At 35.9% G+C, this 25,777-nt stretch carries 23 protein-coding genes and 1 pseudogene; 19 read left to right on the top strand and 5 right to left on the bottom strand.

From position 1 onward, the window contains the following. Positions 1–260: 260 nt before the first annotated feature. Together acnA and F0362_RS17565 are read left to right on the top strand one after the other, a co-directional pair. The gene (gene acnA / locus F0362_RS17570) at positions 261–2,984 is read left to right on the top strand and encodes an aconitate hydratase AcnA (RefSeq protein ID WP_000238588.1); all 2,724 of its coding nucleotides are present in this window, start codon (positions 261–263) and stop codon (positions 2,982–2,984) included. A 117-nt stretch (positions 2,985–3,101) separates the two neighbouring features. Next, a pseudogene (locus F0362_RS17565) lies at positions 3,102–4,759 on the top strand (ABC transporter ATP-binding protein). A 23-nt stretch (positions 4,760–4,782) separates the two neighbouring features. On the opposite strand, the gene F0362_RS17560 reads toward F0362_RS17565, so the two are convergent. Beyond that, the gene (locus F0362_RS17560; protein ID WP_001083872.1) at positions 4,783–5,040 is read right to left on the bottom strand and encodes a hypothetical protein; all 258 of its coding nucleotides are present in this window, start codon (positions 5,038–5,040) and stop codon (positions 4,783–4,785) included. Positions 5,041–5,290: 250 nt separating this feature from the next. Between F0362_RS17560 and F0362_RS17555 the strand changes: the two genes are divergently transcribed. The 4 genes from F0362_RS17555 (at position 5,291) to sspN (ending at position 7,393) form a co-directional block, all read left to right on the top strand. Then, complete coding sequence (locus tag F0362_RS17555) at positions 5,291–5,866, top strand: redoxin domain-containing protein (RefSeq protein ID WP_000269081.1); 576 nt, start codon at positions 5,291–5,293, stop codon at positions 5,864–5,866. Between the two features lie 115 nt (positions 5,867–5,981). Further along, a complete protein-coding gene (locus F0362_RS17550; protein ID WP_000528769.1) occupies positions 5,982–6,929 on the top strand; it encodes a 3'-5' exonuclease in 948 nt (315 codons plus the stop codon). 142 nt (positions 6,930–7,071) lie between these two features. After that, positions 7,072–7,215 carry an FbpB family small basic protein gene (locus F0362_RS17545; protein ID WP_001254699.1) on the top strand — a complete coding sequence of 48 codons (144 nt, stop codon included), beginning with the start codon at positions 7,072–7,074 and terminating at the stop codon, positions 7,213–7,215. A 43-nt stretch (positions 7,216–7,258) separates the two neighbouring features. Further along, complete coding sequence (sspN, locus tag F0362_RS17540; RefSeq protein ID WP_000527987.1) at positions 7,259–7,393, top strand: acid-soluble spore protein SspN; 135 nt, start codon at positions 7,259–7,261, stop codon at positions 7,391–7,393. Between the two features lie 83 nt (positions 7,394–7,476). Here the strand turns inward: sspN and F0362_RS17535 are convergent, their stop codons facing one another. Then, positions 7,477–8,769, bottom strand: coding sequence for a glycoside hydrolase family 18 protein (locus F0362_RS17535; RefSeq protein WP_000614830.1), 1,293 nt, complete (start codon positions 8,767–8,769; stop codon positions 7,477–7,479). 109 nt (positions 8,770–8,878) lie between these two features. Between F0362_RS17535 and F0362_RS17530 the strand changes: the two genes are divergently transcribed. After that, entirely contained in the window at positions 8,879–9,298 is a 420-nt protein-coding gene (locus tag F0362_RS17530; RefSeq protein WP_000495823.1) for an acyl-CoA thioesterase, read from the top strand. Between the two features lie 28 nt (positions 9,299–9,326). Here F0362_RS17530 and F0362_RS17525 read toward each other — a convergent pair whose 3' ends face one another. Then, positions 9,327–9,617: a HesB/YadR/YfhF family protein gene (locus tag F0362_RS17525; RefSeq protein WP_001054451.1), complete on the bottom strand. Its 291-nt coding sequence runs from the start codon at positions 9,615–9,617 to the stop codon at positions 9,327–9,329. Positions 9,618–9,725: 108 nt separating this feature from the next. Continuing rightward, complete coding sequence (plsY, locus tag F0362_RS17520; protein ID WP_000258971.1) at positions 9,726–10,322, bottom strand: glycerol-3-phosphate 1-O-acyltransferase PlsY; 597 nt, start codon at positions 10,320–10,322, stop codon at positions 9,726–9,728. A gap of 225 nt (positions 10,323–10,547) precedes the next feature. Between plsY and F0362_RS17515 the strand changes: the two genes are divergently transcribed. The 8 genes from F0362_RS17515 (at position 10,548) to F0362_RS17480 (ending at position 21,550) form a co-directional block, all read left to right on the top strand. Continuing rightward, on the top strand, positions 10,548–12,404 hold the full coding sequence (locus F0362_RS17515) for an anaerobic ribonucleoside triphosphate reductase (RefSeq protein ID WP_000941742.1): 1,857 nt from the start codon (positions 10,548–10,550) through the stop codon (positions 12,402–12,404). Beyond that, entirely contained in the window at positions 12,401–12,853 is a 453-nt protein-coding gene (gene nrdG, locus F0362_RS17510; RefSeq protein ID WP_000867069.1) for an anaerobic ribonucleoside-triphosphate reductase activating protein, read from the top strand. Before F0362_RS17515 ends, nrdG begins: the two co-directional genes overlap by 4 nt. An 18-nt stretch (positions 12,854–12,871) precedes the next feature. Then, entirely contained in the window at positions 12,872–13,549 is a 678-nt protein-coding gene (locus F0362_RS17505) for a response regulator transcription factor (protein WP_001044679.1), read from the top strand. A gap of 203 nt (positions 13,550–13,752) precedes the next feature. Continuing rightward, on the top strand, positions 13,753–14,994 hold the full coding sequence (locus F0362_RS17500; RefSeq protein ID WP_000542629.1) for a S1C family serine protease: 1,242 nt from the start codon (positions 13,753–13,755) through the stop codon (positions 14,992–14,994). 79 nt (positions 14,995–15,073) lie between these two features. Further along, the gene (locus F0362_RS17495; RefSeq protein WP_000151385.1) at positions 15,074–15,487 is read left to right on the top strand and encodes a CoA-binding protein; all 414 of its coding nucleotides are present in this window, start codon (positions 15,074–15,076) and stop codon (positions 15,485–15,487) included. Between the two features lie 374 nt (positions 15,488–15,861). Next, positions 15,862–17,826, top strand: coding sequence for a DNA topoisomerase IV subunit B (gene parE / locus F0362_RS17490; protein WP_098647754.1), 1,965 nt, complete (start codon positions 15,862–15,864; stop codon positions 17,824–17,826). A gap of 1 nt (position 17,827) precedes the next feature. Next, a complete protein-coding gene (gene parC / locus F0362_RS17485) occupies positions 17,828–20,251 on the top strand; it encodes a DNA topoisomerase IV subunit A (protein ID WP_001147488.1) in 2,424 nt (807 codons plus the stop codon). A 267-nt stretch (positions 20,252–20,518) separates the two neighbouring features. Continuing rightward, positions 20,519–21,550 carry an oxidoreductase gene (locus tag F0362_RS17480; protein WP_079519467.1) on the top strand — a complete coding sequence of 344 codons (1,032 nt, stop codon included), beginning with the start codon at positions 20,519–20,521 and terminating at the stop codon, positions 21,548–21,550. Between the two features lie 25 nt (positions 21,551–21,575). Here F0362_RS17480 and F0362_RS17475 read toward each other — a convergent pair whose 3' ends face one another. Further along, positions 21,576–22,169 carry a TetR/AcrR family transcriptional regulator gene (locus F0362_RS17475; protein ID WP_001013009.1) on the bottom strand — a complete coding sequence of 198 codons (594 nt, stop codon included), beginning with the start codon at positions 22,167–22,169 and terminating at the stop codon, positions 21,576–21,578. A 164-nt stretch (positions 22,170–22,333) separates the two neighbouring features. On the opposite strand from F0362_RS17475, the gene F0362_RS17470 reads away from it, so the two are divergent. From F0362_RS17470 to F0362_RS17455, 4 genes are all read left to right on the top strand, one after another. After that, a complete protein-coding gene (locus tag F0362_RS17470; protein WP_000626560.1) occupies positions 22,334–23,227 on the top strand; it encodes an ABC transporter ATP-binding protein in 894 nt (297 codons plus the stop codon). Further along, positions 23,220–24,026 carry an ABC transporter permease subunit gene (locus F0362_RS17465; RefSeq protein ID WP_001041420.1) on the top strand — a complete coding sequence of 269 codons (807 nt, stop codon included), beginning with the start codon at positions 23,220–23,222 and terminating at the stop codon, positions 24,024–24,026. The genes F0362_RS17470 and F0362_RS17465 overlap by 8 nt, the downstream gene beginning before the upstream one ends. A gap of 195 nt (positions 24,027–24,221) precedes the next feature. Further along, a complete protein-coding gene (locus F0362_RS17460; RefSeq protein ID WP_000864737.1) occupies positions 24,222–24,755 on the top strand; it encodes an RNA polymerase sigma factor in 534 nt (177 codons plus the stop codon). A 12-nt stretch (positions 24,756–24,767) separates the two neighbouring features. After that, positions 24,768–25,766 carry an ECF-type sigma factor negative effector gene (locus tag F0362_RS17455; RefSeq protein ID WP_000376642.1) on the top strand — a complete coding sequence of 333 codons (999 nt, stop codon included), beginning with the start codon at positions 24,768–24,770 and terminating at the stop codon, positions 25,764–25,766. Positions 25,767–25,777 lie beyond the last annotated feature (11 nt).

Here is a 25,777-nt window from a genome sequence, read left to right as displayed (position 1 = left end):
ATAAAACATGAGTTGTTCATAACATATATGAACGTAAAGTAAAGCGCTGAAAGAGTACTTTACTTTATGGTAATAGTATTCATAAGGAGCATGAACACTATTCAAATTTAGAAATATAAAGAAAACTTATGATAATCCATAAGTTTCTTATTATTTACTTATTTAGAAAGTTGTAATAAGATATTATCGTAAGGTATTGAAAAGTTTGTCTACATTTTATATTCAGACAACTTAGTCACGTTTAACAGGGGGGAAACATAATGGTCAAACATAATCCATTTCAATCACGCGCAACTTTCGAAGTAGATGGAAAAACGTATCATTATTATCAATTGAAAGCGCTTGAAAACGCAGGGGTTGGCAACGTATCTCAATTACCATATTCCGTGAAAGTTTTACTTGAATCTGTACTTCGTCAAGTAGACGGACGCGTAATTACAGAAGAACATGTTACAAATTTAGCGAAATGGGGAACGAAAGATGTTCAAGATATCGATGTTCCATTTAAACCATCTCGTGTAATTTTACAAGACTTCACAGGTGTTCCAGCTGTTGTAGATTTGGCTTCGCTTCGTAAAGCAATGGCAGACATGGGCGGAGATCCTGATAAAATTAATCCAGAAATTACTGTAGACCTTGTAATTGATCACTCTGTACAGGTTGATAGAGCGGGTACGGCAGATGCGCTTGCATTCAACATGGACTTAGAGTTTAAACGTAATGAAGAACGTTATAAATTTTTAAGCTGGGCACAAAAATCATTTGATAACTATCGTGCAGTTCCACCAGCAACAGGTATCGTACACCAAGTAAACCTTGAATATTTAGCACCAGTTGTTCACGCGGTGAAAAATGCTGAAGGCGATTTAGTTGCATACCCAGATTCATTGGTTGGAACAGACTCACATACAACGATGATTAACGGTATCGGCGTTCTTGGATGGGGCGTTGGTGGTATTGAAGCAGAAGCAGGAATGCTTGGACAGCCTTCATACTTCCCAGTACCTGAAGTAATCGGTGTGAAATTAACTGGCACACTTCCAAGTGGTACTACAGCAACTGATGTTGCATTAAAAGTAACACAAGTATTACGTCAAAAAGGTGTAGTTGGTAAATTCGTTGAGTTCTTCGGTGATGGACTAAAGAGCATGCCTTTAGCTGACCGTGCAACAATTTCAAACATGGCACCAGAATACGGTGCAACTTGTGGATTCTTCCCAATTGACGATATTTCATTAGAATACTTACGTTTAACAGGTAGAGATGAAGAACAAATTCGCGTTGTTGAAGAATATTGTAAAGCGAACGGCTTATTCTATACAGCGGGCAGCAAAGATCCAATTTACACTGATCTTGTTGAAATTGATTTAAATACAATTGAATCTAACCTTTCTGGACCGAAACGCCCACAAGATTTAATTCCACTTTCAGATATGAAAGATGCGTTCCACAAAGCTGTTGTAGCACCAGTTGGAACACAAGGACTTGGATTTAATGCGCAAGAGTTCGATAAAGAAGTGAAGGTTACATTAGAAGATAAAGAAGTAACGATGAAAACAGGTGCAATTGCAATCGCTGCAATTACAAGCTGTACAAATACATCAAACCCATACGTATTAATTGGGGCAGGTCTAGTTGCGAAGAAAGCAATTGAAAAAGGGCTTGTAGTACCTGAGTACGTAAAAACATCATTAGCACCAGGATCTAAAGTTGTTACTGAGTACTTAGATAAATCAGGTTTAACAACATATTTAGATCAATTAGGTTTCCAAACAGTTGGTTACGGCTGTACGACTTGTATCGGTAACTCTGGTCCACTAGCAGAGGAATTAGAAGAAGCAATTGCAGCAAACGATTTATTAGTAACATCTGTTTTATCTGGTAACCGTAACTTTGAAGGTCGTATTCACCCGCTTGTAAAAGCAAACTATTTAGCATCACCACCACTTGTTGTGGCATATGCACTTGCAGGTACTGTTGATATTGACCTGAAAAATGATGAAATTGGTAAAGATGCAAATGGCAATGCTGTATACTTCAATGATATTTGGCCATCAGCTAAAGAAATTGAAGATGTAGTTCAAAGTGTTGTTACATCTGAACTGTTCAAGAAAGAATATGCACAAGTATTTAATAGCAATGAGCGTTGGAATGAAATCCAAACTTCAAATGAAGCTTTATATACCTGGGATAATGATTCAACATACATTCAAAACCCACCATTCTTTGAAGGATTATCTAAAGAACCAGGTGAAGTTGAAACATTATCAGGTTTACGCATTGTTGGTAAATTTGGAGATTCTGTAACGACAGACCATATTTCACCAGCAGGTTCAATTGGTAAGCACACACCAGCTGGACGCTACTTATTAGAAAATGGCGTACAACCAGTTGACTTTAACTCTTACGGTTCTCGTCGTGGTAACCATGAAGTTATGATGCGTGGTACATTCGCGAACATCCGTATTAAAAACCAAATCGCACCAGGAACAGAAGGCGGATATACAACATATTGGCCAACTGGTGAAGTAACATCTATCTATGATGCTGCTATGAAATATAAAGAAGATGGCACAGGCCTTCTAGTTGTTGCTGGTAAAGATTACGGTATGGGAAGTTCTCGTGACTGGGCTGCGAAAGGTACAAACTTATTAGGTATTAAAGCAGTAATCGCCGAAAGCTTCGAGCGTATTCACCGTAGTAACTTAGTGTTAATGGGTGTGTTACCACTTCAATTTAAAGATGGCGAAAGCGCTGAAACGTTAGGTCTTGTTGGTAACGAGTCATTTGAAATTCAAATTGACAAAACAGTTAGACCACGCGATCTTGTAAAAGTAGTTGCAACTGATGCAGATGGCAACGAAAAACAATTTGAAGTAGTAGCTCGTTTCGATAGTGAAGTTGAAATTGACTACTACCGTCACGGTGGTATCTTACAAATGGTTCTTCGTGAGAAAATTGAAGAATCTAAAGTGTCGAACTAAATAATTGAAATGAACGAGAAGGAAGCTAACAACTGTTAGCTTCCTTATTTTATGGAAAGGGATGAAACCATTTGGTTTCATCCCTTTCTTTTTACTATAAAAAATGGAGGAAACGTCATGAAAGAATATAAAAGAATACTGTTACCGTTACAGAAAGAAAAATTATTAGTAATAGCAGCTGTATGTAGTGGATGCTTTGCTGCTTTGCTGCTATTTTAAACTTATCCCGTCCACTATTCATGGGGCTAATTGTAGATAACCTGATTCAGCGGGAGTTAAAAGCTGCGTATGTATATATTGCATTGTTTGCGGGGAGCCGCTTGTTGATGTGGGTGAACAATCTTTCATTTGATTATGTAAGCTCAAAAGCGAGTCAACGAATATTGCGAAAGAAGCGTATATATGTATTGCGTCATTTTTTCTTATTACCATTTGAAGAGAGTGAGAAGATTAAGCAAGGAGAGTTAGAGACGCTAGTTGTGTCTGATATTCCGAATTGGGTCAGATTATATGGTTCTATATTAATAGAATATATACACGCTATTGCGCAATTTATAGGTGCGTTCATAGCACTACAACATATAGATATGAAGTTTATATTGTGGGTAACTCCGTTTTTATTTTTTAGTGCAATGGTTCCGATGTTGATGGGGAAAAAGGTCAGGAATATCGCAAGCATCGCTCAAAACAATCAATCAAGTGTTGTAGAGATGGTGTCGCAGTTTGTAAAAGGCGTACAAGATTTACGTAGTTTGCAAAAAGAAAAGTGGGCCATTCGCTTATTTAAAGGAGTAACAGCACAATCCTATAAAACAGAAGTAAAGAAGACGATGATGCAACACTGTATTGGAGTAGTTGGAACAGTGATTGAAACAGGGGCATATATCGTTGTTCTCATTATAGGCGCGCAAAAAATAATGAAGGGGGAAATGGAAGTTGGCGCACTTGTTGCCGTGTTAGCTACAATTGAAATGCTCTTTTTTCCAGTTCGTTACGTTGGCGATTTATTAATGATGACACAAGTTGCAGCTGCTTCGGCAAATAGAGTTTTTTCTTTTTTAGATAAACGAGGGGCAGATAGTAAGGTAGAAAGAGCGATGGGGATGACGATAACAAATGTTTCATTTCAGGAAAGTGATGGAGAGAAATGCAGAATTCATAATATTGATTTGCAAATTCACCCTGGTGAACTTGTTATTATTGTGGGAGAAAGTGGCGCAGGAAAGACGACGCTTTTAAAATTAATGACAGGTTTGTATAAACCATCTAACGGTAGCATTGTTTATTATGGTAATGAGGCTCGTATGACTACAGTGTGGCAAGAACCTTGTTTCTTTCGGACGACAGTAAAAGAGAATGTGCATTTCGGAGAAGAGTATTTAGAAAATCAATTAGAAAAAAATATTGAACTTGTAAATGTGAAACCGATTATTAGAGATTTATCAGAAGGGATTGAAACTGAACTACATAAAAGCGGTGTAGAATTTTCTGGAGGGGAAAGAAAACGTCTTGCATTATTACGTGCCATTGTTTCAAATCCGAATCTTATTATTTTAGATGAACCAACTGCGGGATTAGATCCGAGCAACCAAGAAACTGTTTGGAATATGATAGAAGGATTAGGAAGAGAGGTCACGAGAATTGTGGTAACACATGATGTCGAGAAAGCGATATTAGCAGATCGTGTTGTCATAATGAAGGAAGGACGTATTGTTGCAGGTGGAAGTCCTGAAAAATTAATAAATAGTCATTCGTTTTTACAAAGATATGAATAAAGATAAGAGCAATGCCCTTATCTTTATTCAGCGTCATTTATTTGATACTCGATAGATTCGGAGTGATTTAGATCAATGTTAAAAGTAGCAGTCATAAGGAAAGTTGTAATTCCAAGGATTACGAAAAGGACGAATGAGACTAGAGAGATGTAGAGACAAATACGCCCTACTTTCTTTTTTTTAAGATCTTTACTAAAGAGTGAAATGATCCATGTAATAATGCCGATTGGGTATAAAAGAAAACTAAGAATATATAATGTTATTTTTTCGAATGAATTCATAAACAATCCCCCTTTTGTTGAAGGTTATATAACTACGAGAGTAAATAGGTAAGTGGGTCAATAAGAAGATAAAATACCTCATCTGTTTTTCTAATTATATGATAAAAAGGAAAAAAACTCACTTTAAATGAGAATATTCTAATTATTTTGACTGTGAATATTTCCAAGCTCGTCCGTATAAGCTAAAATAAGGTATATAGTATTTTGATGAATTTGTTAAAAGTACATAAACACGTTAGGGTGATATAAAATGTGGCGGAAGCTTACGATTATTGTAGTGTTACTTTGTTTAGCGGGATATGCAGCTTATGAACAGTTCGGTAATAAAGATCAGGCGGTACAAGGGAAGCAAGAAAAAAGTGAAGCTGCTATGAAAGAGATGATTGCAAGTAATGGTATTGAAGTAGGAAAGAGTGCACCAAACTTTGAATTAACTAAGTTAGATGGAACGAATGTAAAGCTATCGGATTTAAAAGGAAAGAAAGTTATTTTAAATTTTTGGGCAACGTGGTGTGGGCCTTGTCAGCAAGAAATGCCTGATATGGAGGCTTTCTATAAAGAACATAAAGAAAACGTAGAAATTTTAGCAATAAATTATACGCCTTCAGAAAAAGGTGGGGGAGAAGAAAAAGTAAGCAATTTTGCTAAGGAAAAAGGGATTACTTTTCCTATTTTATTGGACAAGAACATTGATGTGACAACAGCTTATAAAGTAATTACGATCCCAACTTCGTATTTTATAGATACGAAAGGCGTCATTCAGGATAAGTTCATTGGACCGATGACGCAAAAAGAGATGGAAAAACGAATTGCTAAATTAAAATAACGGTGAAAAGGTAGAGGTGGAGAGTTCCCATTTCTGCCTTTTCTTTTTCAAGTAGTAATAACTTCATGATATGATGTAAGAAATATAAACGTTTAGAGATAAAGGAGTGTATGGAGTGGGGAATGTATCCTTACCGTTAGATTATGTTGTAATTGATTTTGAAACAACAGGATTTAACCCTTATAATGATAAAATTATTCAAGTTGCAGCTGTGAAATATCGTAATCATGAACTGGTAGATCAATTTGTTTCATACGTGAATCCAGAGCGTCCGATTCCGAGCCGAATTACGAGTTTAACAGGTATTACAAATTATCGTGTTTCAGATGCACCCACGATTGAAGAAGTTTTACCTTTATTTTTAGCATTTTTACATACAAATGTTATTGTGGCTCATAATGCTTCTTTTGACATGCGCTTTTTGAAAAGTAATGTAAATATGCTTGGGTTTCCTGAACCTAAAAATAAGGTGATTGACACTGTGTTTTTAGCAAAAAAATATATGAAGCACGCACCTAATCATAAACTTGAGACGTTAAAGCGAATGCTTGGAATTCGTCTAAGTTCTCATAATGCATTTGACGACTGTATTACGTGTGCAGCTGTTTATCAAAAATGTACATCTATTGAAGAAAAAGGGAAACGAAAAGTAAATAAGGCTGTGCTTGATGAAACTGCGGTATACGAAGCGGTGAAAGAAATACTTGTCCGCAATAAACGCAATGTAGAATGGCTGCGTTGTATGAACGTAGGAAGTTATTTAGATATAAAAGCTTTTTATCCAGTTATGAGATTAAAAGTAAAAGGACGAAAGAAATACGTATTAACAGAAATAGTAGAAGATGATGTGAAAGAAATATGTACGAGCTTAATATGTGAACCAGCTCTAAAAAGTGAAGTTGGTAATACAAGAGTTATGCTTAATAGCTTAGCGGATGTCTTGAAATTAGAAAGTTATATTTTAGAACAGTATGATTTTGTATTACAAGCACTTGATACGTATAGAGAAAATGAAACGAATGCAGATGAGAAGCTCAAAGAGTATTTAAATGTTATGGTATAAAAAACGCTATGTACAAATTATTGTACATAGCGTTTTTTTTTTAGGAGTACTAAAACATAAAATTTTCTTGCAAATCTGATTAAAGAGTTTTTTGTTTGCTCATACTATGTAGTAAGAATGAGAAAGAGAGAGGGTGAACAGCATGAGAAGAAGTCGCCGCAAATCGTTTGAAGAACTTGTAAATGAAAATAAACAACAATTATTAAGCGATCGTGATGCAATTGATCGCATTGAAGAGCGTATTGAGAAACGTTATGAAATGAAACTTTTTAAGCAAGCTGAATAATTCTTAACACTAGTACGATACTAGTGTTAAGGAGGCGATAGTAATGGGTAATCCGAAAAAGAATTCAAAAGATTTTGCACCGAATCATATTGGAACGCAATCGAAAAAAGCTGGTGGCAATAAAGGAAAACAAATGCAAGACCAAACTGGTAAACAACCGATTGTTGATAACGGTTAAAAGGAGAATGTTATCATTCTTCTTTTTTATGAGGGAATGAAAGACGTTTTGTAACAGTAATATGAAAAAAGGGCTGACAAAAGTCAGCCCTTTTTTGTAATCGTAAAGTTTTCAACGAGTAAACGCCAATTTTGCGGGAATGGTAAACCAATCTTCCAATAACTAATACCACCGATGCCCTGTTCTTTCATTAAATTAAATTTACTTTGTACGGACCGTGAATCTTCAAACCAAACTTCGTGTTGTACGCCGTTTTCGTCAAAGTAATTGAAATGAGGAGCTTGAGCCGTGAAATCATAGCGGATAGGAACATTATATTTACGAGCTAGTGCAACAGCTGCAACAGAGCTGATTGCTTTTGCAGGTGGATTTCCTTGTTTGAACGGAAGTTTCCAATCGAAACCATATAAATTTTGCCCCATCATAATTTTTTGTGGTGGCATTTGAGATTTCGCATATTGAAGTACTTCTTTCACAGGACCAATAGGAGAAATCGCCATCGGTGGCCCGCCTTGCCAACCCCAGTCGTATGTCATAATGACGACGAAATCAACAATTTGTCCTTGTGCTTTATAATCGTGAGCCTCAAAAAATTTCCCTTTTTGATTGGAACTTGTTTTCGGTACAAGCGTTGTACTTAATGTGTACCCGCTAGGTAAGCGTGTTTTCACATTTCGTAAAAAGCGATTGTATGCCTCGCGGTCTTCGGGTGCCACACTCTCGAAATCGAAATGAATGTCTCGCATGCCATATTTTTCAGCTGTTTGCAAAATGTTAGTAATAAACTTGTTTTGGATTGTTGCATCGCGTAAAATAACCGATGTCAGATCGGCACTGAAATTTCCATTTTCAATATTTGTAATAACGAGCATAGGGATGGTTTTACCTTGCGTTGCAATATTAGCGATTTTCGCTGTTTCCGTTGGTTCTTTTAAAGTGCCGTCTCTTTTTGCTTCAAAGCTGAAGTAGGCTAAATATGTTAAAAATGGATTAATAGCACGTGTAGCATTTACTAAACTTTCTTTTATCGGTATTGTTGAAGGCTGTAAATAAGCGATGGATTCTACTGCTCGTTTTGTACCTTTTGGTATATATAATTGTTGTCCGACATGGAGAATAGATTTTAATGAAAGATTATTAACTTTAGCTAAGCTAGCGAGAGGAACGTTATACGTTTGAGAAATTCGATATAAGCTGTCACCAGGCTGTACATAATAATTATTTCCTTTTGTATTAACGATAAGTGCCTGACCAACAACGAGTGTTTCAGCAGGATTTAGTCCATTGTCTTTTACAATTTCTTCAGGTGTAGATCCGTACTTTGATGCTAAACCATAAACACTATCACCGCTACGAACAGTTACAATTTGGATCATGTGTTTGCCCCTTTCGGTAAAAGATTCACTGTTTTTATTTTATTTTTGATTCCACTGTATTATGATTAAATGTATGCAAGGTAGCAGAAGTGAAAGAAGGCGAATAGAAATGTTTGTAGCAGAATATGAAGTTGAAATCCGCTATGCGGAAACAGACCAGATGGGTGTTGTTTACCATTCAAACTATTTAGTGTGGCTGGAACTTGGGCGCACGAAACTTATACAAGAATTAGGATTTTCATATGTTGAAATGGAGAAAGAGGGAATTATTTCTCCTGTATTAGACTTGCAAATTTCATATCGTAAAGCGATGCGTTACGGAGAAAAAGCAATTGTGAAAACGTGGATTGATACTGTGAGCCCGCTTCGTGTTGTATATGGTTATGAAATATATAACGGTGATGGTGAGCTTTGCATTACTGCAAGTACAACGAATATTTGTGCGAAAAAAGAAGGGTTCCGCCCTGTATCATTTAAAAAATTATATCCTGAGTGGTATGCGAAATATGAGGAAATTAAAAAGAAATAAAAAAAGCGTGGCAGAAGCCACGCTTTTTTTATTTCTCATAATTAAATTGAGGGAAATCATCACCGTCGTTAAGTGTAACAGATAAATTATGTCCATCGAAGAACCACTCATCATCGCCTTCAATAAAGAAGTTAATACCTTCTTCTTGAGTTTGAACAGCAGGATGTGCAGGGTCATCTTTACGAATACCTAAAGAAAGTCCTTTTTGCACAGTACTGCAACCGCCGTATTGTACGAAAAGGCGTAGTGTTTCACCTGATTGTAAATTTAATTCGTTTTTATACCATTGTGCTGCTTCTTTTGTTACGGAAAGATTCATGTATAGTTCCTCCAAATTATGTTGCCTTTTCTTTAGTATAAAAAATAACGCAAAAAGACGCTATTAATATGCTTCACGTTTTCTTTTTGCGTTATGTGGGTTACAACCTTATTTTTGCTTTTTTGAGAAGTTTGCTTTCGGTTCAGTTTTATTTATAATTCGTCCGATATTTGCACGGTGTTTATAAATAACCATACCTGCTAATAAACACATCGCAATAATGAAGATTTTATCCCCGCTAACAATGGATGCAATAACAGCAACGACAGCTGTTACCATAGAAGAAAGTGATACGTATCTTGTTGTAAATAAAAGGGTGAAAAATACAACAGCTAATATTGCAAAAACAACTGGTGAGTAGCATAATAGCACCCCGGCAGAAGTTGCAACTGCTTTACCACCACGGAATTTTGCAAAAATCGGATATACATGTCCAAGAACAGCTGCTAATCCGAACCATAGTGGGTGAATATCTAATCCGAAAATTATCGGTAGACCTGTTGCTAATGTCCCTTTTAAAATGTCAGCAATTGTAACGGTAAAACCTGCTTTTTTCCCTAATGTGCGGAATGTATTTGTTCCGCCTAAATTACCGCTTCCGTGCTCACGAATGTCGATTCCATAGCCGATTTTTCCAACGACTAATGCAAATGGAATCGAGCCAAGTAAGTAGGCAACGATAAATAAAAGATATGTAGTAACCATAAGTTCAGTCTCCTTTATTCAAATGTGTTGATAAAGGGTAAAAAGAGTTTTTCCCGTTTATTGTACCATACATTTGTAAAGAGCACATTTCTTTTTTGTAAATGAAAAATTCATTATTTCGTGAAAAAAAATTCACAGGAATGTTACATTTCTCACAGAAACAACAAGACTATATGTTGTAACATTTTAATCAAAAGATAACAACATATTGATGGAGGGTTATAAATGTTACAACGAAATACACGTGGAGAAGAATTAATGAAAGTGTTTGGGACAATTGTCCACGGCAATGAACAAGATTTAATGCAAGAGAATGCAAATGTAGATGGGCGCTCTCCGATGGGAGTAATGGGAACGTTCGCATCTGAGAGTGCAAAATATTATGCAGTTGAAAATTTATTGTCAGACCAAGTGAAAAAAGCGATAAATGAAAATATATTATATCCACATGATTTAGATTTTTATGCGACAGGAACGACGACTTGTTCGCAAATTCCGTTAGCGCAAATGCTTGCGAACGGTTTTCATACCGGACATGGGCATATGAGACAACCGCAGGATATTAAAAGTGCATTGGCTCTTTCGTCTATTATTTTTCAGGCGAATCAAAATATGCAGCACGGTGGTCAATCGTTTGCACTCTTTGATATTGATTTAGCTCCATATGTGAGAAAAACAGTAGCGAGACATAAGAAACGATTACAGTCATATTCGCTTACGAAAGAACAAATAGAAGAATTTGCATGGAAAGAAACAGAAAATGATACGTATCAGGCGTGTGAAGCTTTCGTTCATAATTCAAATAGTATGCACAGTAGGGGCGGGGGACAAGTACCGTTTATTTCTATTAATTATGGAACAGACACATCAAAAGAGGGACGGTTATTAGTTAGACAACTTTTAAAAGCGACACAAGCTGGTCTTGGTAAAGGAGAAACACCAATTTTTCCGATTCAAATTTTTAAAATGAAAAAAGGTGTGAACTTTGAAGAATGTGATCCGAACCATGATTTATTTGAATTAGCGTTAGAGACAACGGCTGAACGATTATTCCCTAACTTTTCATTTTTAGATGCGCCATTTAATGCAGTGCATTATGACGGACGACCGGAAAGTGAAGTATGTTATATGGGATGTCGTACCCGTGTCATGTCTAACATACATGGAGAAGAAACAGCGATTGGGAGAGGAAATTTATCATTTACGTCTATCAACTTAGTGAAATTAGCGTTAATTAGTGGTTCAAAAGAAGCATTTTTTGAAGCGTTAAATTATTACTTAGATTTAGGGATTAAGCAATTATTAGAGAGATTTGAGTATCAATGTACGAAGCGAGCAAGAGATTTTCGATTTTTATATTCACAAGGTGTATGGCGCGGTGGAGAGAAGTTACAGCCTGAAGATTCTGTAGCATCCATTTTAAAGCAAGGGACGTTAAGTCTTGGTTTTATCGGTCTTGCGGAGTGCTTAGTAGCTTTAACAGGAAAGCATCATGGAGAAGATGAAGAATCATGGAAACTCGGGTATGAAATCATTTCCTTTATGAGAGATAGAATGGATAAAGCAACGGAAGAACATGAACTGAATTTCTCAGTAATTGCAACTCCTGCAGAAGGGTTATCAGGGAAGTTTGTGAAAAAAGATAGAGAAGAATTTGGGGTGATTAGCGGTATAACGAACCATAATTATTATACGAATTCATTCCATATCCCAGTTTACTATAGCATTCAAGCGATAAATAAAATTCGTTTAGAAGGACCTTTCCATGCTCTATGTAACGGGGGACATATTACGTATATTGAGCTAGACGGAGCAGCGATGCATAATCAAAAGGCGTTAAAACAAATTGTACAAGCGATGGCAGAGCATGGCGTTGGGTACGGTTCAATTAATCATCCTGTTGATCGTTGTACATGCTGCAGCTATCACGGAGTTATTGGAAATGAATGTCCAAGCTGCGGAAATGAAGACGAGACCAATATAGAAAGAATTCGCCGTATAACTGGCTATCTTGTGGGAGATATGTCGAAGTGGAATAGTGCGAAACGTAGCGAAGAGATGGATCGGGTGAAGCATAAATGAAAGTGATGAATATCATTCATGATAGTGTAGTAGATGGAGAAGGGTTGCGGACAGTCGTGTTTTTTGCGGGCTGTCCGCATCGTTGTTTCGGGTGTCATAACCCGAAATCTTGGAATATTTGCAATGGAACTGAAATGACGGTAGAAGAAGTTGTGAAAGAGATTGCAAGTAATCCATTAACTGATGTAACATTTTCAGGTGGAGATCCGTTTTTTCAAGCTGTTGAAGTGAAAAAAGTAGCAAAAGCCGTGAAAGATTTGAAAAAAAATCTATGGATGTATACAGGTTATACGTTAGAAGAGATACAGAGTTCTCAAAATAATGATATGATAGAGTTGTTACACTATGGGGATGTTTTAGTCGATGGAAGATTTGAAATCGAGAAAAGAGATTTAACACTTCCATTTCGCGGAAGCTCCAATCAACGTATTATTCGATTGAAAGAGTAAAAAGGCGGGATAGATTATATGAATAAAACAGTATTACTTGTTGAAGACGAAAGAAGATTACGTGAAATTGTTAGTGATTATTTTCGTAATGAAGGCTTTGAAGTGATTGAAGCAGAAGATGGAAAAAAAGCGCTAGAGTTATTTGCAGAGCATGAAATTGATTTAATTATGTTAGATATTATGTTACCAGAAATAGATGGATGGTCTGTTTGTAGACGAATTAGAAAAGAATCAGCAGTACCAATTATTATGCTAACAGCACGTTCGGATGAGGATGATACATTGCTAGGTTTCGAATTAGGTGCAGACGAGTATGTAACGAAACCATTTAGCCCGAAAGTGTTAGTAGCTCGCGCGAAGACGTTATTGAAACGTGCGGATGGTGCGGTAGGAGTAGCGGAGGAAAATGCTATGTCTTTAGCCGGAATAGAAGTGAATCGTCTATCTAGAACTGTTTTAGTAGATGGAGAAGAAATTATATTGACGCATAAAGAATTTGAACTTCTTGTTTATTTAATGGAGAACAAAGGAATTGTGTTGTCACGTCAACATTTATTAGATCAGTTATGGGGATATGATTACTACGGTGATGACCGAACGGTTGATACGCATATTAAAAAATTGCGAAATAAGCTAGGAGATAAAGCGAAGCATATCGGTACTGTTATTCGAGTTGGTTATAAATTCGAAGAATAATCTGGAATGACTTGTGCACTTTAGCCTGGGAATTTAGCAATTTTATATCCTCTTTTTGAAGGTAGAATGTTCAAAAAATAATTTTCTTGTCTACAATGGTAGATAGGAGTATTTTTTTAATTGGATTTCACGATGAGTTCACAAGAAGGACACAAAACGTGACTATACTGAAAATACGAATTCACCAGAGAGGGGAAATAAAAATGGGATATTACGACGGACCAAATTTGAATGAAGAGCATAGTGAAACGAGAGAAGTGAAAAAATCAGGAAGTAAAAAAGGTTATTTCTTCACAGGTTTAGTGGGAGCTGTAGTCGGGGCGGTTTCGATTAGTTTTGCAGCACCTTATATGCCATGGGTGCAAAATAATGGAGCGGCAGTTTCATCATTCAATTCTAATAAACAAGTAGAAGGTACTGTAGTTCCTGTTGTCAATAAATCAAAAAACGAAACTGATTTGCCAGGTATGGTTGAAGGTGCGAAAGATGTTGTTGTAGGTGTTATTAATATGCAACAAAGTGTCGATCCATTTGCAATGCAACCGACAGGTCAAGAACAACAAGCTGGTTCAGGATCAGGTGTTATTTATAAAAAAGCAGGAAATAAAGCATATATCGTAACGAACAACCACGTAGTAGATGGAGCGAATAAACTTGCTGTGAAACTAAGTGATGGAAAGCAAGTTGATGCAAAACTAGTTGGTAAGGATCCTTGGTTAGACTTAGCTGTTGTTGAAATTGACGGATCTAATGTAAATAAAGTTGCAAGTCTAGGTGATTCCAGTAAACTTCGTGCTGGTGAAAAAGCGATTGCAATTGGAAACCCACTTGGATTTGATGGCAGTGTAACGGAAGGTATAATCAGTAGTAAAGAACGCGAAATTCCAGTTGATATTGATGGGGACAAACGCCCAGATTGGCAAGCACAAGTTATTCAAACAGATGCAGCGATTAACCCTGGTAATAGTGGTGGTGCATTATTTAACCAAAACGGTGAAGTAATCGGTATTAATTCGAGTAAAATTGCGCAGCAAGAAGTTGAAGGAATCGGATTTGCAATTCCGATTAATATTGCAAAACCAGTCATCGAATCGCTTGAAAAAGATGGAGTAGTGAAACGTCCAGCGCTTGGAGTAGGTGTCGTTTCATTAGAAGATGTGCAAACTTATGCAGTAAATCAGCTGAAAGTGCCAAAAGAAGTAACAAATGGCGTTGTATTAGGTAAAATCTATCCAATATCACCGGCAGAAAAAGCAGGTTTAGAGCAATATGATCTTGTAGTAGCATTAGATAATCAAAAGGTAGAGAATGCTCTTCAATTCCGTAAATATTTATATGAAAAGAAAAAAGTTGGCGAGAAAGTAGAAGTTACATTCTATCGCAATGGTCAAAAAATGACGAAATCAGCTACGTTAGCAGATAATTCAGCTACTAAGAATCAATAATCGGAATAAAAGAAAGTCTCTTTCATGTTGAAAGAGACTTTCTTTATCGGATATACTAAAGGAATAGGAGGGACTAATTATGACAATTGAAAACCCAACTCGTACGGAAATTGGTGAAGTATTGAAGAAAAGTAAAACGATTGCGGTTGTTGGATTATCAGATAAACCAGAACGTACATCGTATATGGTTTCAAAAGCGATGCAAGATGCAGGGTACCGCATTATACCGGTAAATCCAACAGTTGATGAAGTACTTGGAGAAAAGGCAGTTCCTTCACTGGCGGATATTAAAGAACATGTTGATATCGTAAACGTATTCCGCCGTTCAGAATTTTTAATGGGTGTTGCGAAAGAGTTTGTAGAGATTGATGCAGATGTTTTTTGGGCACAACTAGGAGTACAAGATGAAGATACGTATAAACTTTTAAAAGAAAAAGACTATACTGTAATAATGGACCGTTGTATTAAAGTAGAACATGCGATGACAAAATAGTATAGATTTTAAAGATAGAAAGATTGATTCAGCCCTCGTTATAGATAAGTAGGGCCGATGAACGAGGTGTTCATCATGAGATTTTTTAAAGGCTGTTTTTGGGGATTGTTACTTGTTATCCCGTTTTGGATATTGATCATTTGGATCATGATAAAGGTTTGGAATGTGTAATCTTGGAATACATATCCATTTCTCGTTGACAAACGATTATTTTTCTGAAATAGTAGCCTAGAGGAATCCTTGTGAAAAAACAAGGATTTTTCTATTGAAAATGGTATATAAAAGAGATAAGATAACTTGCCAAAACTATAGTCGAGGCGTTATTCTATAATAGAAACATATGTTCTGATTTGATTAGGAAAGGGGCAAGGAGTTTGGCGAAGCATCAGTTCCAATACAATGAAGATGCAATTCAAGTGTTAGAAGGACTTGAAGCCGTTCGAAAACGCCCGGGTATGTATATCGGGAGTACGGATAGCCGTGGATTGCATCATTTAGTATATGAAATAGTAGATAACTCCGTTGACGAAGCGTTAGCGGGATTTGGCGACGAAATTTCTGTCGTAATACATAAAGATAATAGTATTAGCGTTATTGATAAAGGGCGAGGAATGCCTACGGGAATGCATAAACTTGGGAAACCTACACCTGAAGTTATTTTAACTGTACTTCATGCAGGTGGTAAGTTTGGTCAAGGTGGCTATAAAACGAGTGGTGGTTTACATGGTGTTGGGGCATCAGTTGTAAACGCCTTGTCAGAATGGTTAGTAGTAACAATTAAACGTGATGGTAACATTTATGAACAACGCTTTGAAAATGGTGGCGTTCCTGCAACGACGTTAGAGAAAATCGGGAAAACAAAAGAGTCTGGTACGACAATGCACTTCAAACCAGATACAACGATTTTCAGTACGACAAATTACAATTATGAAACATTATGTGAGAGATTACGTGAATCTGCATTCTTATTAAAAGGAATGAAAATCTCGATAAAAGACGAACGTAATGATTTAGAAGATATATTTCATTATGAAACAGGAATTGAAGCTTTCGTTTCATACTTAAACGAAGAAAAAGATTCAATTCATCCAGTTGTATATTTCACTGGTGAACAAAATGGGATTGAAGCAGAACTAGCATTCCAGTTTAATGATGGTTACTCAGAAAATATTCTTTCGTTTGTAAACAACGTACGTACAAAAGATGGTGGAACACACGAAGCTGGATTTAAAACAGCGATGACACGTGTGTTTAATGAGTATGCTCGTAAAGTTTCATTATTAAAAGAAAAAGATAAAAACTTAGAAGGTACAGATATTCGTGAAGGTGTAGCGGCTATCGTTTCTGTACGTGTACCAGAAGAAGTACTGCAGTTTGAAGGACAAACGAAAGGGAAACTGGGTACAAGTGAAGCTCGTTCTTCTATTGATGCAATTGTATCAGAGCATTTAGCTTACTTTTTAGAAGAAAACCCGGATGTAGCTACACTTCTTGTAAGAAAGGCAGTTAAAGCAGCGCAAGCACGTGAGGCTGCTCGTAAAGCGAGAGAAGAAGCACGTAGTGGTAAGAAAAAGAAAAAATCAGAAGGTACTTTAAGCGGGAAGTTAACACCTGCACAATCACGTAACCCTCAAAAAAACGAATTGTATTTAGTAGAGGGTGACTCGGCCGGCGGTTCAGCAAAGCAAGGGCGAGATCGTCGTTTTCAAGCGGTACTACCGTTGCGTGGTAAAGTAATTAACACGGAGAAAGCAAAGCTTGCTGATATTTTTAAGAATGAAGAGATTAATACAATTATTTATGCAATTGGCGGCGGAGTAGGAAATGAATTCGTTGTTGAAGATATTAACTACGATAAAGTTGTTATTATGACCGATGCAGATACGGATGGAGCTCATATTCAAGTATTGTTATTAACTTTCTTCTACAGATATATGAAACCACTTATCGAAGCTGGTAAAGTATTTATTGCACTTCCACCTTTATATAAAGTAAGTAAAGGGAAAGGGAAAAGTGAAGTAATTGAATATGCATGGTCTGATGAAGAATTAGATGGTGTAACGAAAAAGGTCGGTAAAGGTTATATGTTGCAGCGCTATAAAGGACTTGGTGAAATGAATGCAGATCAGTTATGGGAAACGACGATGAACCCTGAAACGCGTACATTAATCCGAGTGAAAATTGATGATGCAGCAAGAGCAGAGCGCCGCGTTACGACATTAATGGGTGATAAAGTAGAACCGCGCCGTAAATGGATTGAGCGTAATGTACAATTTGGTATGCAAGAAGAAGGAAATATTTTAGAAAACGAAATGATTATGGAGACGGAGGTGGAATAACATGCAGGCAGAGAAGTTTCATGACCTCCCGCTTGAAGACGTGTTAGGTGACCGCTTTGCACGTTATAGTAAATATATAATTCAAGACCGCGCGCTTCCAGATGCGCGTGACGGTTTAAAGCCAGTACAAAGACGTATATTATATTCTATGTATGTAGAAGGAAACGTACATGATAAAGCGTTTCGTAAATCAGCTAAAACAGTTGGTAACGTTATTGGTAATTACCATCCACATGGTGATTCCTCTGTATATGAGGCGATGGTACGTTTAAGTCAAACTTGGAAAGTACGTAATGTTTTAGTTGAAATGCATGGTAATAATGGTAGTGTTGATGGTGATCCAGCAGCGGCAATGCGTTATACAGAAGCCCGTTTATCACCAATCGCATCAGAGTTATTACGTGATCTCGATAAAGAAACAGTAGAATTCGTTTCAAACTTTGATGATACGAGTGAAGAACCAGTTGTATTACCTGCAATGTTCCCGAACTTATTAGTGAACGGTTCTACAGGGATTTCTGCTGGTTATGCAACAGAAATTCCACCGCATCATCTTGGAGAAGTAATTGATGCTACAATGATGCGTATCGATCAACCGAATAGTTCTGTGGATGACTTGTTAGCGGTTATTAAAGGACCAGATTTCCCTACAGGTGGTATTATTCAAGGGATAGATGGCATTAAAAAAGCATATGAAACAGGTAAAGGTAAAATTATTATTCGCGGAAAAGCAGAGGTTGAAACGATTCGTGGTGGAAAGCAACAAATCGTTATTACAGAAATTCCGTATGAAGTAAATAAAGCAAATCTTGTTAAAAAAATGGATGAATTACGTCTAGATAAAAAATTAGATGGCATTGCTGAAGTGCGTGATGAAACAGATCGTACAGGTCTCCGCATCGTTGTAGAATTAAAAAAAGAAGCAAATGCTGAAGGTATTTTAAACTATTTATATAAAAATACAGATTTACAAATTCCATATAACTTTAATATGGTAGCGATAAATAATCGTCGTCCAACACTTATGACATTACCTAAAATTTTGGATGCGTATATTGGCCATCAAAAAGAAGTTGTTACGAGACGCTCACAATATGAATTAAGAAAAGCAGAAAATCGCCAACATATTGTAGAAGGTTTAAAGAAAGCATTATCAATTTTAGATGAAGTGATTGAAACGATTCGAGGGTCTAAAGATAAACGTAATGCGAAAGATAATTTAAGCGCACGATTTGGATTTACAGAAGCTCAGTCAGAAGCAATTGTTTCACTGCAACTATATCGTTTAACGAATACGGATATTACAGCGCTAGAGCAAGAAGCAGCTGAACTTAATAAGAAAATTATAGAGTTACAGGCGATTTTACAAAGTGAAAAAAGACTTCTTCAAGTTATTAAAACAGATTTGAAGAGAGTAAAGAAAACATATAGTGATGATCGTCGTGCGATAATTGAAGAGGAAATTGAAGAAATTAAAATCGATGTGGAAGTTATGATTCCGCAAGAAGATGTCATCGTTACTGTAACGAAAGAAGGATATGTGAAACGAACTGGTTGGCGTTCGCATAATGCATCGAACGGGAAAGACTTCGGTATGAAAGAGGGTGACATCTTACTTGAGCGTTTCGATACCAACACGACAGAAACCGTTCTTTTATTTACGAACAAAGGAAATTATATTTATCTTCCTGTATATGAAATGCCGGAAATTCGTTGGAAAGATTTAGGTCAGCACGTTGCAAATATTGTTTCACTTGACCGAGATGAAACAATTATTTGGGCAACTGTCATACCGAACTTTGAGGAAGAAAAACGATTTATCGTATTTGTAACGCGGAATGGTATGATTAAGAAGACGGAATTAAATCAATATAAAGTTCAGCGCTATTCAAGGGCATTCGTTGCTGTAAACTTGAAAAAAGATGATGAAGTTGTTGATATATTTGCGACAGATGGAACGAGTGATATCGTTCTTGCGACACATGGTGCATATGCACTGATTTTCCATGAAGATGAAGTAAGTCCAGTTGGTGTAAGAGCTGCTGGTGTAAAAGCGATTAATTTAAAAGAAGATGACTATGTCGCTTCTGGTAAACCGTTAAATGGTGACAAAGATCAACTTATTCTCGTAACGCAACGCGGTGCTATAAAGCGTTTAAAAGCATCAGAAATTGAAAAGTCAACGAGAGCGAAGCGAGGTCTTGTTATTTTCAAAGAGTTAAAACGTAATCCATACCGTATTGTAGGTATTGAAATTGTACGAGACGATGAACTAGTTTACATGAAGACAGAGAAAAATATTGTAGAAGAGGTTGATCCGAAAGCGTATCGAAACAAAGACCGGTATAGTAATGGTAGTTTAGTACTAGATGTTAATGATACTGGTGAAGTAGTAGAAACGTGGACGAAGAAAAGACCGGAATAAAGGAAGCATCTTGCTATGAATAATAGCGAGATGCTTTTTTCTAAGCGAATTATTATGTATATGAAAATAATCTTGTTATAATAGTGAAATGAAATCGTTCTCATAAAGTGAAACTTTAATCAGTGAGGGGCTTTATTCCCTACTGATTATTAGTTGAACTAATCGGGCTTTTACGGACAGTAAGGCCCTCACCTAACTTTTTAGTTTTCGCTGAATTTTGAGGAGGGATCTTACTGTCCGTTAGTGCGGGATAATTGGAGGGGCAACATGAAAAAAATAGGTGTAGGGATTGTAGGATTTGGATTTTCTAGTACAACATTTCACATCCCGCTATTACAAACGATAGAAGAATATGATATTCGAGCTATTTTATCTTCAAAAGAAGAAGTAGTGAAACAAACTTTACCAAATGCTGCTGTTGTTGACACAGTTGATGAATTAGTAAAGCGATCTGATATTGAACTAGTTGTCATTACTTCACCGAATACAACTCATTTTCCATATGTAAAAGAAGCGATTTTACATGGTAAGCATGTTGTAGTGGAAAAACCATTTGTTGTTTCAATTGAAGAAGGGGAAGAACTTATCTCATTAGCAAAGCAGTATAATGTGATGTTAAGTGTATATCATAATCGTCGTTTTGATAATGATTTCCTAACAATTAAGAAATTGTTAGAAGAAAATAGAATAGGAAATGTATACGCATATGAAGCGCATTTTGATCGTTTCCGTCCACATGTACGCGATCGATGGAGAGAAAAGAATTTACCAGGTTCAGGTATATTATATGATTTAGGATCGCATTTAATTGACCAAGCGCTATCATTATTCGGAAAACCAGATGCGATAAGCGCAGATGTAATAAAACAAAGGCCAGGTGCGGAGATTGATGACTATTTCCACGTAATACTTCATTATGGAGTTAAGCGTGTCATTTTACGTAGTAGCAGTTACGTGAAACAAGCAGGACCGCATTTTACATTACATGGGGACAAAGGTTCTATCGTGAAATACGGTATGGATTCGCAGGAAGAACAATTAAAAAATGGAATGAAGCCAGGCGATATAGGTTATGGGGTAGATGCTGAAGAGAATTTTGCTACTTTAGAAACAGAAGAAACTTTAAATCGTATTTCAACAGAAGTCGGTTGCTATGACATGTACTATAAAGGTGTAAGAGATAGTATATTAAATGGTGAGAAACTACCTGTAACAGCGCAAGATGGTTTAAATGTTATTAAACTAATTCAATTAGCGGTTGAAAGTAGTGAAACGGGTAGAGTCATTTCGGTAAAATAAAAAAGACACGAATTTCGTGTCTTTTTTATTTTGTTGGAACAGAAAGGCCGTAAAAGAACATCGTAACGATATCTTGTATATGTTTTTCTCGATCTCCTTCAAGAAGCTGTGCCCCGAAATCATCACCTAACTTAGTAAACATTTGAATGTAAAGTAACATCATTTCTTTCGTAAGGTGTGGATTAATTTCGTTTTTACGCTGAGCTCGTTCTAATATTTCTAAATACCAGGGAAGGATTTTTTCATTTTGATAACTATAAATAAACTTACGGAGTTCTTCGTCCCTTTGCATCATTTGTAGTAACATATCAGGTTGAAATAACCCGCCAGTATTCATTTTTCTTACAATCATTTTTTGCATCATATCATGAAAAGGTAATTTTTCTTCTGCAAGCCCTTTATAATATTGAAATTCAGATATGATAAATTCTTGTATAAGCTCCCTAAATAACGCATCTTTACTTCCGAAATGATTATAAATTGTAACTTGAGAAACGTTTGCTTCTTTTGCAATATGTTCTATTTTTACTTCATTAAATCCACGTTCTGAAAATAATACGAAGGCCGCCTCTTTAATGGCGCGTTTTTTCTTTTCTTTCACTTTTTCAAAGCCGTTCAATGTAATCACCTCACTTAAAATATACAAGAAAAAATAATGGAAAACAATATTTTTGAAATATGGACTAATAAATATTTCAAAAAGTTGTTGCGAATATGAAAGATGAGGAGTACAATAATTTTGAAATATCATATATTAAATATTTCAAAAAATGAGGTGGACTTATGATTTCAGTTCAAGATGTTACAAAACAGTTTTCGAATGGAAAAGGTTTGTTTCATATTACATTTGATGTAAAAGAGGGAGAAGTATTTGGTTATTTAGGACCGAATGGTGCCGGAAAATCAACGACAATTCGTAATTTAATGGGATTTATAAAACCGACAGCTGGTAAAGCGACAATTTTTGGATTAGATTGTTGGAATGAAGCAGCGAAAATTCAAAGGGAAGTTGGTTATTTACCGGGTGAAATTTCTTTTATTGACGGAATGAACGGATTAGAGTTTTTAAAATTAATGCAAGGAATGCGTGGATTAAAGGATACGAAAAGACGAGATGAACTGATAGATCGTCTGCAATTTGATGTGAAAACACCGATTCGCAAAATGTCTAAAGGAATGAAGCAAAAAGTAGGGATAGTCGCTGCATTTATGCACGATCCAGAGGTGTTAATTTTAGATGAACCAACATCTGGACTTGATCCACTGATGCAGCAAGTATTTATAGAACTAATAGTAGAGGAAAAACAAAGAGGAAAAACGATTCTTATGTCTTCACATATTTTTACTGAAATTGAGAGAACTTGTGACAGAGTAGCTATTATTAAAGATGGTCGACTCGTAACAGTTGAAAATATTCATGATTTACAAAGTATGAGACGACAGGTAATAGATGTAACTGTATCATCGCAAGAAGAAATTGAATCTCTTACAAAGTGTAATTTGCAATTTGAAGCGGTAAAAGGCAGAGAGGCATCTATTATTGTACAAGGAAACTATCAAACTGTTTTACAAACACTTTCAAACTATAATGTAACGGCACTTCAAACGAGAGCGATGGATTTAGAACATTTATTTATGCATTATTACGATAAGAAAGAAGGGGTAACGCATGAATAAGCAATTGTTTTTAGCTAGTTTGAAAGAAACACAAAAAAGTATTTTTAGTTATGCGATTGGTGCGGCTCTCTATTTATGGTTATTAATTTGGATATTCCCATCAATGGTATCAGCGAAAGGATTAAATGAATTAATAAGTGCTATGCCTGATAGTGTGAAAAAAATTGTTGGTATGGAAAGTCCGATTCAAAACGTAATGGATTTTTTAGCTGGGGAGTATTACAGTCTATTGTTTATTATCATTTTAACAATTTTTTGCGTAACAGTTGCGACACATTTAATTGCGCGTCATGTAGATAAAGGAGCGATGGCATACTTGCTAGCAACGCCTGTATCCAGAGTGAAAATTGCTATTACGCAAGCTACTGTTCTCATATTGGGGCTACTTATCATTGTAATTGTCACGTATGTAGCAGGTATAGTAGGAGCAGAATGGTTTTTAAAAGATAATAATTTAAATAAAGAATTATTTTTGAAGATTAATGTAGTCGGAGGGCTCATATTTTTAGTCGTTAGTGCATATTCATTTTTCTTTTCTTGTATATGTAATGATGAAAGAAAGGCACTTAGTTATTCAGCAAGTTTAACTATATTATTTTTCGTACTAGATATGGTAGGGAAATTAAGTGATAAGTTAGAGTGGATGAAAAGCCTATCTTTATTTACGCTGTTTCGTCCGAAAGAAATTGCTGAAGGAACATATAATATATGGCCGGTAAGTTTAGGTTTAACCGTTGGGGCAGTTTGCATCTTTTTGTTAGCAATAGTTATGTTTAGAAAGAGAGATTTACCGTTATAAAGTAGCAAGTCCACTGTGAAAGTGGACTTTTTTGTTTGTAAATTTGAACCGATATGTTCATTGTGTGCCACCATAAAAAGGATATTTATCTTTTTATTTACAAAAATATTCGAAAAAATGAACCTTTTTATAGGCTACGCAGTCTAATACGTGTAAAGTTAAATTTGAAGTGAGGATGAAACAGGAGGAGCAATTGTGAAAGTAATCCCTTTATATAAAATGATTGTAAAAGAAGAAACGGATGTTTCCTTAGCGAAAAAAGGTGATCATGAAGCCTTTATGGCGCTTATACATACGGAGAAAGTGAAGATGTATCGCATTGCAAAGGCGATGTTACATGATGAGACAAACATAGAGGATGCGATACAGACAACAATTTTAAAAGCTTATGAAAATATAAAAAAACTAAAAAAAGAAGCGTTTTTTCAAACTTGGTTAATTCGAATTTTAATAAATGAGTGTAACAATATAATTAAGTCATATAAAAAACTAATTATAATCGAGGATCATGATAGTAGTATGGTAGCGTTCGACCGATATAAAGATATTGATCTTTGTAATGCCATTCAGTCTTTAACGGAAGAATTAAGAGCTGTAACTGTACTTTATTATTATGAAGATATGAATCAAGAGAGTATTGCGTCCCTTTTAGAAATTCCAAAAGGGACGGTTAAGTCAAGGTTGTCACGTGCAAGGGAACTATTAGAAGAGCGATTAAAGATGGAATAGGGGGTGTATAGAATGGATAGTGAAAAATCATTTGATGAGAAATTAAAAAAGAGAATAAAAGATGAAAATGTTATTTTACCGCCAAAGTTAAATGGAAAGATTAATGATACACTGCATAATCTTCCAGTAAAAAAGAAGAGTTACAGAGTTCATATGATGGTAATTAGTGCCGCGGTTCTAGCGCTTTCTATTGTTTCTATGTCTGAATTTTCTATACAAAGCTTTGCACAAAATGGTGGAGTATTTGAATATGTGAAGAAAAAGGCGTTTTCTGATTATGAAAATGAAGAAGAAATAAAATTGAATGTAAATTATCCAGATAAGGAAAAAATTCATATAAAGATGTTGGATTCAATTGATCATTTTAAAAATATTTCAGGACAATTTGAGGAATATTCTAGCTCTACAAGAATGGCTACAACATACAAGTATGCGATTGATACGGAGAAACAAAGAGGCATTGCATCTCAAGAAGATAAACGATTGAAAAAAAGAACGATTATATATAACGAGGGTAGAAAAAAAGAGTTTGATGATGAGAACTATACATATAAAGAGTCAAAATGGAGCCCAGAGGAAAGAAATAATGAACTATTAAAACTAAATCCTACGGAAAGATTGTTGAGAAAATCAGGTGAGAGGAAACGGTATGATGGCGAATATGTGGGATTGGCTAAGCATAGTATTCAATCAGAATTCGCAGATTTGTTAATTCGATATAAAGATTGGAATTATAAAGAAACGAAATATCTAGGACTCGATTGTTACAAAATTGAAGGGGTAATTAATATAGAGATGCCTATTAGCGCCTCTGAAGATGTAAGAGGGAAATTTGAAATGGTTGTGGAGAAAAACACAGGGGTTATGTTAAAGTTTCTTAGTTTTCATGAAGGTATGATTCAATATTCAGTTACTACCGAATGGATACAAATAGATAAAGGGCTGAAAGAAAGTATGTTTCAAAAGGATAGCACGAAATATGAAAAAATGAAAAATATATTGGATGAATAGAAACAGGAGGA

Origin of the sequence: Bacillus sp. BS98, from assembly GCF_008432245.1 — a bacterium.
Taxonomy (GTDB): Bacteria; Bacillota; Bacilli; order Bacillales; family Bacillaceae_G; genus Bacillus_A; species Bacillus_A toyonensis.
Note: the sequence above shows the minus strand (reverse complement) of the source record. Positions and strands in the feature narration are given on the sequence as shown.